The sequence below is a fragment of the Clostridium pasteurianum BC1 genome (genome assembly GCF_000389635.1).
In the GTDB taxonomy this organism is placed as follows: Bacteria; Bacillota; Clostridia; order Clostridiales; family Clostridiaceae; genus Clostridium_I; species Clostridium_I pasteurianum_A.
This window is the reverse complement of record NC_021182.1, coordinates 400,945-413,665: the sequence shown is the minus strand read 5'-3', so window position 1 is coordinate 413,665 and position 12,721 is coordinate 400,945. Positions and strand designations below refer to the sequence as shown.

At 29.8% G+C, this 12,721-nt stretch carries 10 protein-coding genes; 2 read left to right on the top strand and 8 right to left on the bottom strand.

All coding sequences use genetic code 11. The annotated features are described in order from the left end of the window. Window positions 1-31 precede the first annotated feature (31 nt). Together dpaL and moaC are read right to left on the bottom strand one after the other, a co-directional pair. A complete protein-coding gene (gene dpaL, locus CLOPA_RS01955; protein WP_015613793.1) occupies window positions 32-1,258 on the bottom strand; it encodes a diaminopropionate ammonia-lyase in 1,227 nt (408 codons plus the stop codon). Window positions 1,259-1,747: 489 nt separating this feature from the next. Then, complete coding sequence (gene moaC / locus CLOPA_RS01950; protein WP_015613792.1) at window positions 1,748-2,224, bottom strand: cyclic pyranopterin monophosphate synthase MoaC; 477 nt, start codon at window positions 2,222-2,224, stop codon at window positions 1,748-1,750. A 265-nt stretch (window positions 2,225-2,489) separates the two neighbouring features. Between moaC and CLOPA_RS01945 the strand changes: the two genes are divergently transcribed. Then, on the top strand, window positions 2,490-3,059 hold the full coding sequence (locus CLOPA_RS01945; protein ID WP_015613791.1) for a Uma2 family endonuclease: 570 nt from the start codon (window positions 2,490-2,492) through the stop codon (window positions 3,057-3,059). A gap of 203 nt (window positions 3,060-3,262) precedes the next feature. Here the strand turns inward: CLOPA_RS01945 and CLOPA_RS01940 are convergent, their stop codons facing one another. Together CLOPA_RS01940 and CLOPA_RS01935 are read right to left on the bottom strand one after the other, a co-directional pair. Then, the gene (locus CLOPA_RS01940; RefSeq protein WP_015613790.1) at window positions 3,263-5,008 is read right to left on the bottom strand and encodes an ABC transporter ATP-binding protein; all 1,746 of its coding nucleotides are present in this window, start codon (window positions 5,006-5,008) and stop codon (window positions 3,263-3,265) included. Next, window positions 4,998-6,743: an ABC transporter ATP-binding protein gene (locus CLOPA_RS01935; protein ID WP_015613789.1), complete on the bottom strand. Its 1,746-nt coding sequence runs from the start codon at window positions 6,741-6,743 to the stop codon at window positions 4,998-5,000. Before CLOPA_RS01935 ends, CLOPA_RS01940 begins: the two co-directional genes overlap by 11 nt. Before the next feature lie 168 nt (window positions 6,744-6,911). On the opposite strand from CLOPA_RS01935, the gene CLOPA_RS01930 reads away from it, so the two are divergent. Continuing rightward, window positions 6,912-7,775, top strand: a complete 864-nt coding sequence (locus tag CLOPA_RS01930) for a LysR family transcriptional regulator (protein WP_041711141.1) — start codon at window positions 6,912-6,914, stop codon at window positions 7,773-7,775. Between the two features lie 209 nt (window positions 7,776-7,984). Here the strand turns inward: CLOPA_RS01930 and CLOPA_RS01925 are convergent, their stop codons facing one another. The 4 genes from CLOPA_RS01925 to CLOPA_RS01910 form a co-directional block, all read right to left on the bottom strand. Further along, entirely contained in the window at window positions 7,985-8,590 is a 606-nt protein-coding gene (locus CLOPA_RS01925) for a Fe-only nitrogenase accessory AnfO family protein (protein WP_015613787.1), read from the bottom strand. A gap of 94 nt (window positions 8,591-8,684) precedes the next feature. Further along, entirely contained in the window at window positions 8,685-10,232 is a 1,548-nt protein-coding gene (locus CLOPA_RS01920) for a hypothetical protein (protein ID WP_015613786.1), read from the bottom strand. Between the two features lie 320 nt (window positions 10,233-10,552). Beyond that, window positions 10,553-11,527: a molybdopterin-binding protein gene (locus CLOPA_RS01915; RefSeq protein WP_015613785.1), complete on the bottom strand. Its 975-nt coding sequence runs from the start codon at window positions 11,525-11,527 to the stop codon at window positions 10,553-10,555. After that, window positions 11,524-12,537 carry an XdhC family aldehyde oxidoreductase maturation factor gene (locus CLOPA_RS01910; protein WP_015613784.1) on the bottom strand — a complete coding sequence of 338 codons (1,014 nt, stop codon included), beginning with the start codon at window positions 12,535-12,537 and terminating at the stop codon, window positions 11,524-11,526. The genes CLOPA_RS01915 and CLOPA_RS01910 overlap by 4 nt, the downstream gene beginning before the upstream one ends. Between the last annotated feature and the right edge of the window lie 184 nt (window positions 12,538-12,721).

Sequence of the window (12,721 nt, the reverse complement as noted above, 5' to 3'; positions counted from 1 at the left end):
ATCACCTTCTTTATATACTCATGGAGTTTTTTTATTTATTTTGATACAATCCATCCCAAGTTATTCTTCTATAATTTTCAGGATCTGTATCTCCTTCTGTACTTATAACAAGTATTCTTGATTTTTCATCTAATTTTAAATTCTCTGCTATTTCCTTTAAAGAACTGTCCTCAAGTATTAAGCTTACTATCCCCAATCCAACTGCTCCTGATTCTCCGGATACAATTTTAGGATCTCCCTTTAGTGGATTTCCCAGTATTCTCATTCCCCTGGCACTTACATTATCAGGGCATGAAATATACATATCTGCATAATCCCTTAGTATCTTCCAGCCATTTATATTAGGCTCTCCACAGGCAAGTCCTGCCATTATAGTAGGCATATCCCCTGTTACTGCATGAGGATCCCCATCCTTCATAAGTGCAGATTTATATATGCAAGCTGCTTCATTTGGCTCTACCACTGTTGTTATAGGTCTTTCCCCTTTAAACTTTTCTGCTAAATATCCTTCAATGGCACCTGCAAAAGAACCTACTCCTGCCTGCAAAAATACATGAGTTGGCATTTCTTTGCCCATTTCCATTATCTGCTCAACAGCTTCATCTATTAAAGTAGTATAACCCTGCATAATCCAGTTGGGTATCTCTTCGTAGCCTTCCCAAGCTGTATCCTGTACCATAACGCCATTATTTTCTTCTGCATATTTATTTGCCAGCCTCACAGCATCATCATAATTTAAATCTGTTATACTTGCTTCTGCACCTTCTGCTCTTATGTTCTCAAGTCTTATATTTGATGAACCCTTTGGCATAAATACAACGGATTTTTGTCCAAGTTTATTTGCCATCCAGGCTACTCCTCTTCCGTGATTACCATCTGTAGCTGTAACAAAGGTTATATCTCCTATTTTGTCTTTTACTTCTTTAGATATAAGTTTTTCAAAGGATACTTTATCTATATCTTCCCCTATTTTATTACATATATAATTTCCAAGTGCATAAGATCCTCCTAAAACCTTAAAGGCATTAAGCCCAAATCTATAGGATTCATCTTTTACCATTATTTCATCTACACCTAAATGTGAAGCTAATTTTTTAAGTATATGAAGCGGCGTTCTTTCATAATCAGGTAACGTCTTATGAAAGTTTCTCACTCCATTAACTACATCTCTTGATAAAAATGCTGTAGAAAATTTATTTCCCTCTGCTTCTCTAGCTATCGGATTGGATATCCAGCCTATTTCATTATTATTCGTCATAATCTTACAACCCCTTTTTTATCTGATAACCAGCTGTAAATCACACTCAGTAAAAGAATGCGCCCAGCTACACTTTTCTAGATAAGGCATATTCAAATAAATAACTAGTCAGTATGCTAGTCTGTTTTGAATCCTACTACGTCAACAGAGCCCTCAGATAGCTCACTATCCTCGGAACCCGTTTCCTTGTATGATTAAAAATATCCGTCGCATCTTTGACTTACTATTTATTTTCATATGCCTAATTCCTATGAGCTCAATATTAAAAATAGTCCTTATACATATATGAACAAGCTTCATTAATATTATCTTTATATATATATGTAGCAAAGTCCATGCCAGATAATTAAGGCAGAAGTATTTTATCATTTCATCAAATATTTATTTGTTTTAATAACATTTTGATATTATAAATAAAATAATATCTTCTTGTCATTTTGATAATTTCATATCATTTTGATAATACTATGTTTTAAAAAATCGATATTATTACTCTTCTCTAATATATACTCCAGACTTTCCACCGCTCTTTTCCATAAGCCTTATATCTTTAATTACCATGCCCCTGTCTATTGCCTTACACATATCATATATAGTAAGTGCAGCAGCAGATACTGCTGTGAGGGCCTCCATTTCAACTCCTGTTTTGCCTACCGTTTTTGTAGAACAAGTAATGTCCACCTTATTCTCTTCAAAATCTAGATTAAAGCTTATATCGCAGCCTGTTATAAATATAGGATGGCACATAGGAATAATGCTGGAGGTAGATTTAGCAGCCATTATTCCTGCTACCTGAGCTACTGCCAGTACATCCCCTTTCTTTATAGTACCTTCTTTTATTTTCTCAAGAGTTTCTCTTTTCATGTAAATAGAACCTTTAACTACAGCTTCTCTTTCCGTTTCAGCTTTTGCTCCTACATCTACCATTTTAGCTCTTCCTTCATCATTTATATGAGTGAATTCCATATTGTTTCCTCCTAATATCAATTTATCATATTAATTAAAAAAATAATTAAATTGTCTCTTTTCTTTATTTTATTAATCCCCATTTTTAAAGAATTATTAAGTTATAAATATATCATTATAGTTAAATAATACAATCCATGTAATATAAAATCAATTTAATTAAACTAAGAGTTCTATCTATAAACCTTCAAATGTATAGTTCACGAAAACTTACCTATGATATATAATAAATATATCATATCAATATTAAAGAGAGGTGAATTATATGCCATTACCACAGGAACATAAGAAATACAACTATTCAGATTATCTAAATTACCCGGAGAATGAAAGATGGGAGTTAATTGAAGGAGTGCCCTATATGCAAGCAGCGCCCTCCTGGCAGCATCAAGCAATTACTTTTGAATTAGCTAGACAATTTGGAAACTATTTAATAGGTAAATCCTGTAGAGCTTTTACAGCACCCTTTGACTTAATAATACCAGAGGACGGAATTAAAGAAGACAAATCGCAGAATGTGGTACAGCCAGATCTTTTAGTTATATGTGATAAAAGTGGATTAAAGGGTACAGGATACTTTGGAGTTCCAGACCTAATTATTGAAGTGTGTTCACCATCTACTATAAGAAATGATAAAGTTCTAAAATTTAATAAATATGAAAAGGCTGGAGTAAAGGAATATTGGATAATAGAGCCTGAAGGTAAGTTCCTAAGTATATTTACATTACAAAAAAATAAACGGTACGGCAGACCTGAAATATATACGGAAATTGATGAAATAAAAGTAAGTATTTTTGAAGATCTTATAATAGATTTGAAATTAGTTTTTACTTAATTAACATAAATTATAGACAAATTTTATTTTGTCTACAATTAAATACACAATAACATCAGCACGCCCTTGTATAATTTATCTAAACTTAGTGGGAGTACAAACTCTCACTAAGTAAGATTCATTTATAACAAAACCAATGATAAAAATATCATTTCATCTATTTATACTTAAAATATGATAAGAAAACATCAAATCAAAAATTTTTAAATTGCCTCCTCAGCATTTTTAAACTGACTTTCATAGAGTTTAGCATAAAAGCCTCCTCTTTCTAATAATTCTTCATGATTTCCCCTTTCAATAATTTCTCCATTATTCATTACTAAAATTACATCTGCATCACGAATAGTAGAAAGCCTATGAGCTATGACAAAACTTGTTCGTCCTTTCATCATGGAAAGAAAGGCGCTTTGTATTTTTAATTCTGTTCTGGTATCAACACTGCTGGTTGCCTCATCAAGTATAAGCATTGGAGGATCTATAATCATTACTCTGGCTATAGTTAACAGCTGCTTTTGTCCTTCTGAAAGATTTGACCCAGATTCTGTAATAATAGTATCATAACCTTCTGGAAGTTTTTCAATGAAGCTATCAATATAGGCAGCTTTTGCTGCAGCTTCAATTTCGCTTTGAGTTGCATTTTCCTTTCCATAGGCAATATTGTCCCTTATGGTACCTTCAAATAGCCAGGTATCTTGAAGCACCATTCCGAATAAACTTCTAAGATTATCTCTTTTAATTTCATATATATCAGTTCCATCAATAAATATTTTACCCTTATTTATATCATAAAATCTCATAAGTAAATTTACCATAGTAGTTTTCCCTGCACCTGTAGGCCCAACTATGGCAATAGTACTTCCTTCTTTTATTCCTGCACTAAAATCATTAATCAATGGAACTTCACTAGTATATGAAAATGATACATTGTCAAAGCTTATATTTCCATTACACTTTGTAATTTCCTTAGTATTTTCTGCATCGGATACTTCAGGCATTTCATCTATTACAGAGAATACTCTTTCACAGGAGGCAAGAGCCGCCTGAAGCTGTGTTGCCACACTGGTCACATTGTTTATTGGCTGTGAAAATTGTGTGGAATAAGTTAAAAAGCTTGAAATTGTACCTACACTAAGACCGCTTAAAACCGATAGCAAGCCCCCCACTATTCCAACTAAAGCATATGTAATATTATTTACATATCTGGTTCCTGGATTTGTTAAGGATGAATAAAACTGTGCTTGTTGACCGCATTTATAAAGCCTTTTATTAATCTCATTAAATTTTTTCTCTGATCTCTTTTCATAACCGAAGGCCTTAACTACCTTTTGATTTCCAATAATCTCTTCAATATAGCCATTTAATTCTCCAACAGTTTTTTGCTGTTCTTTAAACATTTTATTTGTTCTCCCAGTAATAAATGAAGCTACTAAAAAACACAAAGGTGTCATAACTATAATTATTATAGTTATTTTTACACTTAATGCCAGCATCAATATAATTGAGCTTGTTATAGTTATAATTCCAGGATAAAATTGAGTTATTCCTTGAAATAGACCATCTGAAATAGAATCTATATCATTGGTAAGTCTGCTCATTATATCTCCGTGTGCATTTCCATCAAAATATTTAAGTGGCAGCGTACCAATTTTACTAAAGGCCTGGTTTCTTATATCCCTAACAGTATTAAAAGCCACAATATTAGCTATAATCGTAAATATCCATGTAAATAAGGCACTGATTATATATACTATACCTAAAATAATTATAACTTTTAAAAGATTACTAAAATCTACACTTCCTTTTCCTATAATATTATTTATTCCCTTTCCTACAATAAAAGGAATAAAAGCTATTAAAACATTACTGATAAGTGCACATATAAGGGCCATAAACATATATACTTTATACTTTGCAATGTATTTAAATAATCTTACTAAATTACTGTTCATCTGTATCACTCCCCTTTGAAAGCTGAGAATTATAAATTTCCCTATATACACTGCAATTTTTCATTAAATCCTCATGATTTCCAACTCCAGAAACCAATCCATTATCTAAAACTATTATCTTATCTGCTGCCTTTATTGTACTTATTCTTTGACTTACCATAATAACAGTCATTCCCTCTGTATTTTTCCTAAGATCACTTCTAAGTGCTGCATCAGTGGCATAATCCAAAGCACTTAGACTGTCATCCATAATCAATATTTCTGGTTTACGCACAAGGGCTCTTGCTATAGTGAGTCTTTGTTTTTGTCCTCCCGAAAGATTCACTCCTCCCTGTGATACATTTGTTTCGTACCTTAATGGAAATTTTTCAATAAATTCCGCTGCCTTACTAATCTCAGCTACTTTTTTAATCTCCCCTGTACTAGCATCTTCTTTTCCCCATTTTATATTTTCCAAAATTGATCCTGAGAATAAAGCTGCTTTTTGAGGCACCAAGCCTATTTTATTTCCAATTTCTTCTTTAGGATATTCTGTGACATCAATTCCATCAATAAAAACTTTCCCTTCAGAAGCATCATAAAGTCGCGGAATTAAATTTATAAGGGTTGTTTTACCTGAACCGGTACCCCCTATTATTCCAACAGTCTCACCTTTTTCTATATCAAAGGAAATATTGCTTATAGAATTTTTTTTAGAATTTTTATATGCAAAAGATACATTTTCAAATTTTATTAAACTTCTATTTTTATTTGATAATTTATCTACTGACAGCTTATCCTTATATTCTATACTTGGATTTGTATCAAAAATTTCATTTACCCGGGCAGCACTTGCAGCTGCTTTTGTAAACAATACAATGAGATTGGCAACAATGATGAGAGCTGATAGTACCAAAGTGGTATAATTTATGTATGCAATAATCTTTCCTCTTGTAACAAACCCATTATTTACCCTAATACCTCCAAACCACAATATAAATAGAACTGAAAAATTCATTATTATACTTGTGGCGGGATTCATCAAAGCTGATATCTTACCAACCCTAATGGATGTATCCGTCTGATCTTTATTGGCATTTTTAAATCTTATTTTTTCATAATCCATTTTTGAAAATGCTCTTATAACTCTTATTCCTGATAGATTTTCTCTTAATATTAATGCCAATTTATCTAATTTTATTTGAACTGTTTTATAGATAGGAAGAGACCTGCTCATTACCATGTATATGGCAAAGGCAATTATAGGCATGGATAAATACATTATGGATGAGAGCTTTATATCTAAAAGCATTGCCATTATAATTCCACCAAGACATAAAAATGGCACTCTTATGGCAAGCCGCATAAACATTGCTAGTGCTAGTTGCAGCTGATTTATGTCATTTGTAACACGGTTTATTAAAGAAGATGTACCAAATTCGTCAATTTCACTATAGGATAAAGTGCCTATCTTATTAAATAATTTTTCTCTTAAAATTGTTCCAAAGCCCTGAGATGCTATAGAGGCAAAATATTGACAAGTAAAAGCAGACGTAACCCCTAATGTAGCTATGACAATCATTAGTCCACCTATTTCAAGTATATAAGGTATACTTCTAATTTTTATACCTTTATCTACAATTAGAACCATTATTGTAGGCATTAATATTTCAAGTATGGCTTCTAACAATTTAAATATTGGTCCTAAAATAATTTGTTTTTTATATGGTTTAGCAAATCTCAATAGTTTAAACAAAGTGTAACCCCCTTAGATGTAAAATATACATCACATCTTTCACTTATTATTTTCAGATGGCTTGAATATTTTTTATATTTCTTTTATCATTATATCAAACATAAACATATATAAAAAATACATAATATGTATCTGTCATATACAATTTCTATATGGGAAGTGATTATTATAGATATCAAACAATTAAAATATTTTTACACAATAGTAGAGGAAGGTCAGATAACTAATGCTGCAAAAAAACTTCATATGGCACAGCCGCCTTTAAGTTATCAATTAAAAAATCTTGAAAATGAATTAGGTGTAAAGCTTGTGGAAAGAGGAAGCCGAAATATTAAATTAACTGCTGCAGGACTTATGCTTTATAATCGTGCCAAACAAATATTGAATTTAACGAAAATCGCCATAGCTGAACTTAAAGATTTCAACGAAGGCCTTCAGGGGACTTTATCTATAGGAACAGTTTCCTCTTCCGGTTCTTCATTACTGACTAATAGATTAAATGAATTTCATAATAAATATCCTTCCGTAAATTTTGAAATATATGAGGGGAATACCTATAAACTAATGGAAATATTAAATAGAGGTATAATTGAAATTGCAATCGTCAGAACACCTTTTAGTACAGCAGGCATAAATCACATTTATTTACCTAAAGAGCCTATGATAGCTGCTATGGTTGAAAATTTAAACTGGAATAATGATAAAATTATTAAAATGGAAGTCCTAAAGGATAGGCCTTTGATTTTTTATAGACGATTTGAAAAAATTATATCTGAAGCCTGTGAAAATTCTGGCTTTCAGCCAAAGGTTTTCTGCAAAAATGAAGATGCAAGAACATCCTTGCTATGGGCAAATGCAGGTCTTGGAATAGCCATAGTTCCAAAATCTTCTCTTAAACTGATAGGTTCCTCAGATTTACTTTATAAAGAAATTGATGACAAATCCCTAACAACTCAAATAGCTGCCATATGGATGAAAGACGGCTATCTTTCACCTGCCGCTAAGAACTTCTTAAATACTTTTACTTATTAAAACTATATTGAAATAATTTTTATACGATAACAGCGACACATCTTTGGATAATTCATCTAAACTTGGTGGGAGTACAAACTCCCACCAAGTAAGATTCATTGATAATTTAGACATCTGATAATAAATAGTAGAATAATCAAAGAGCTGTCTCACAATACATAGATATGTATTGTGAGACAGCCCCTTAAAATAGACTTCTTAAAATAGACTTATTTATGATAGACTTTTATTTTCACCAATTTTGAACTTATAGACTCAGCAAAAAATCCCAAATTCAAATTTTTAAATTTATCTTCAAACCATCTTGGAACATGGGTACAATAAATCTCCAGTTCCTCAAATTTAACATTTTGAAAGAATGGTAAAAGTACCTGTTTAGAACTAACCTTCTCATTACCCTCCATAACTGTTCTTAAATCAATATAATAATGTTTAGGTTGTCCTTTTTCTATAGGTACCGGTGCCTCTTCCCTACTAATTTTTTCAATTTTCTCTTCCTGCTCTCTTCTAAACACATATTCTAAAAATTCCTCTGGCATTCCATCTATAGTCCAGATATCAAATTCCATACAATCCAAAACTGTATAAAAAACACCTTTAACTTCTGATGCTATTATGACCTTGCATTTATCCAAGGATTCAGCCATATCTCTCATTTTTTCACATATTATATCTTTATCAATTATATTAGTAATATCAAATGGAATTTTTTTTGTAATCTGCCATTCTTCTTCTTTTGAATATACATTTATTATGCCACTTTCATTAAAAGATATTGTTTTACCATTATCATTTACAAATACAGCTATCTCCATAAATATTTCAATTTATCAGCAATTGTTTTAGTCATCTTCAAAGAAATAAATAACCAGTATGCTAGCTTTGACTTATTATTTATTCTTAGACGCCTTAATCTGATAAATTTGCCTTCCCCCCTATGTCACATTTTTTTAATTCTTCAATAATTTCCTCTTCCACAAGGTCTATGTTTGTTTTTCCAATATATCCAAACTTAATTTGATTTATTCTTATCACTTTCATAGCTTTATTATATGTAGAGTGGCTCATAAGCCCTGTATAGAAAAATACATAATCCACATTTTTTAAAATACTTGTATCAAAATTTTCATTAAATCCATTTAATGTACGTATTTCATTGTATTTTTCTTTAAATCTCATTCTCCAATATTTACTTCCACCTATTATTAAAATATTTTTATTCTGAATATAATGATCCAAGTTTTTATCAGACTTAATAGGAATATATTCATTTTTCACCTGAAACATGTATTCTCTTAAATTATTTAATTCATATCTGTATTTTCTTTCTCTATCCAATTGATCTTCAAGAATTCTGATATCTTTCTTAATTTCAAATATTTCAGAATTATGACTTTTATTTAATTTATTTATTTCACCATTTAATGTTTTATCAAATACTGCTTTTTCATTTCTAAGAGATTTTATTTCCATTTCCATCTCTTTATTTTCACTTTCAAGACTATTAACCTTTTTTTCTAAAGAGTCTAATTTAAAATATAAGGTTTCCTGACTATTTTTAAAATAAATGTCTCTGGATTTTTTATATTCATTAATAAAAGATTGTACATAAATACCATTAATAACAGCTTGAATTATATCCTTAAGCTTTAATTTTTTATTATTGCCCTTTATGCAGGCCAAAATTATATTATCAATATTTAAATCTTGGGACTTATCAAAAAACTGAGTAATATCAATTTTATTTATCATAAAAATATTTTCTATTATTCCATCTATGTCCATCACATCATCATTTTCAGAATGCAAAATATCATTATAGTTTAAAAACTCACCATATGTTTCTTTTACCAGAGACTTAATACTCTGTACTTCTCTATAATTATCTTCCACCTCTTTATCTATATCTGTTGTCATAGGACTATAAAGAGAATAATTTTTTATATCATTAACAATAAAGGATATGTGATTATAATCTATTTTTTTTGTATAACAGTACATAACAAAATATAAGTATACTGCACCATCAAGTCTTTTTTCCGTGGATATGTCAACTATATCCATACCCAAATATTTTGTTATCAGTTCTTTATTACTGCACTTTTTTACAGCACGATAAATTAAATAATAATGCTTGCGAAATAATTTAATAATTTCATTTCTTAAACTTTTGTCTTTTTCTGCAACCAAAAGTATTCCCAGCATTCTCCTGGCATGAATTTCCTGTTCTAATGAACCCTGGCACATTATAACATGATCAATACATGTAGAATTTCTATAAGCATCATAGTATTTTAATTTATCAGCCTTGTACAATCTTTCTATATCATTTCTCATTTCTTTGTTTCTTGTAAGTCCTACACTTATATTCACTAGTATATAATCCTTAAGAATATTCGAATGCAAATTCCATTTATCTTCAATATCATCATAGAAGCATTCTACATTCATATACATCTTTTAGCACATCCTTTAAATATAAGAAAAATCAGCGTTTAAAGATTTATTAATAAATGATTTTTCTGATAAAATATTTTAATATTATATGTGAAAAAATAAAGTAATTTTTATTTTAAAAAAGAAAAAAATAAGATATAAACGCCCCATTTTAAAAATTTACATACATAAATTCCTAGTTATATCTTAATCATATACGGTTAATTATATTTTATTTTTTCTAAAAAGTCAATAAATCTTAAAATTCATAATCAAATTAATATTTTTTATTTATTTTAATGATAATATAATAATTATCAACATTTTTTATTTTCATAAAATTACATCAACCCACCTACAGCTAAATTTAAAAAAAATTCTCTGTTTAATTTTTCTCTGCATACTAAAAGTGGAAGAACAATATCAAATACAGTTTTTTCATTAAAAATCGCTGCTGTAGGAATACCCATAACAGGTATATTTTTTTCATAGGCAAGCAAAAACATATTTCCAGGCTGCACCGGTACCCCGTGCACAACTAGTTTTTCTACTTCTTCCTTTATGGCTACAGGCGTCAGATCATCTTCATCTACAGACATTCCACCAGTACAAACTATCATATCTGATCCTGCATTAATAGCTTTTCTTATTTCTTCCTTTATCAACTGCTTATTATCCGGAACCTTTACTGTTTTTATAATTTTACAACCATAATATTCAAATTTAGGTCTTAAAGTATCATAAAATTTATCCTTAATAGTACCATTAAAGATTTCAGTACCTGTAATTATCAAACATATCTTCTGTTTTATAAAAGGCATTACTTTAAATATTTTGCTATGAGCACACAGTGTTTCTAGCCTCTCTATATTTTCTTTCTTAGTATATAAAGGAATTATTCTTTCTGAAACAATTTTTTCTCTCTTTGAAACCACTGTATTATTATTAATAGTTGTTATTGTAATGTGTTCTATTTCGTTAAGAGTGTACAGTTTTTTCATATCAACTTTAAAAACTCCATCTATTTTTGAAGATATATTTATTTTTCCCTCTGATACATGACTTATATTATAATCTTCATTATTACAAATAGCTTTAGCAATTCTTATGGCACAATCATTCTCATGAATAGTCCCTTCTGGTATGTCATCTATGTAAAAATGTTCTTTACCTATAGTTTTCAATACATTGACATCCTTTTCCTCGATTATATGTCCCCTCTTAAAAACTACTCCTTTAAACTCTCCAGGAATAATTTGTGTAATATCATGACATATAGGAAGTCCTATAGCTTCTTTTACATCTATAGCTTTCATTTTTCTCCCCTCACTTTAATAAGCTCTGCCGCAATACTAATTGCTATCTCCGCTGGTGTATCAGCATTAATTTCTATACCTACAGGGGAATGAATTCTCAAAAAATCTTCTTCATAGTATCCAAATTCTTTAAGCTTTGAGCATATTTCTACTTTCTTTCTCTTACTTCCTATCATACCTATATATTTAGCCTTCGACTTTAATATCTGTTTCATTACCTTTAAATCACAGGCGTGCCCTCTTGTTATTGCAACAATATAGGTGTCTTCATCAATTTTAATGTTAAAATCTTTATCAAAAGAATCTATTATCTTAATGTCATCTACAAAAGGAAATCTATCTCTATTTGCAAAGTTCTCCCTATCATCTATTACTACTGTTTTAAAATCCACCATTTTAGTTAGCTTTGCCAGTTTTTCAGATATGTGTCCTGCTCCAAAAATATATAGAATTTCATTACTTGAAATAGACTCAATAATATAGATGCTGTTATCTATTTCTACAGTTTTAAGCTGCTTTTTCCCCAAATTTTCTTTTACCTTACAGTAAAGTTCTGTATCTATACCCTTCGGCTCGCCATCATTTGAATAGGTGCATAGATACCTTTTAATAGACAAATCTTTTTTATCCAAAATAGTTATAAATTGTGCTTTTTTATTTTCCTCTATTGACTGAAGAGAAGTTTTATAGATATCTATGTCATCACTACATAGATATTCCAATAAAACTTCTACTTCTCCGCCGCATATCATATCTGTTTCTTTTAATCCGTTCAAATCAAAATGCATAGCAACATTTTTCTTATTATTAAATACTTCTATTGCTTTATTTAAAACCTGTGATTCTAATCTTCCTCCGCCAATGGTACCAAAGATACTATTATCCTTAAATATTATCATCTTAGCTCCAGAGGTACGAGGAGAAGAACCAAGACTTCCAAATATAGTTGCACAAACTAATGGTTCTTCCGCTTTTAATGAATCACATATTTTTTTAAATAATTCTTTCATTAAAATATCCTCCTTATTAATATTGATATTATCCTTTTTTAAAGAAAACTATGTTAAATAATTCTTTATAATTATGCATATAGTTAATAATTAAAATTCTCATTATCAATTATAATATCAAAAATGTATTAATATGAAAAATATTATCTTTGTATTAATTCATACGCAAAACATATAAGGTACA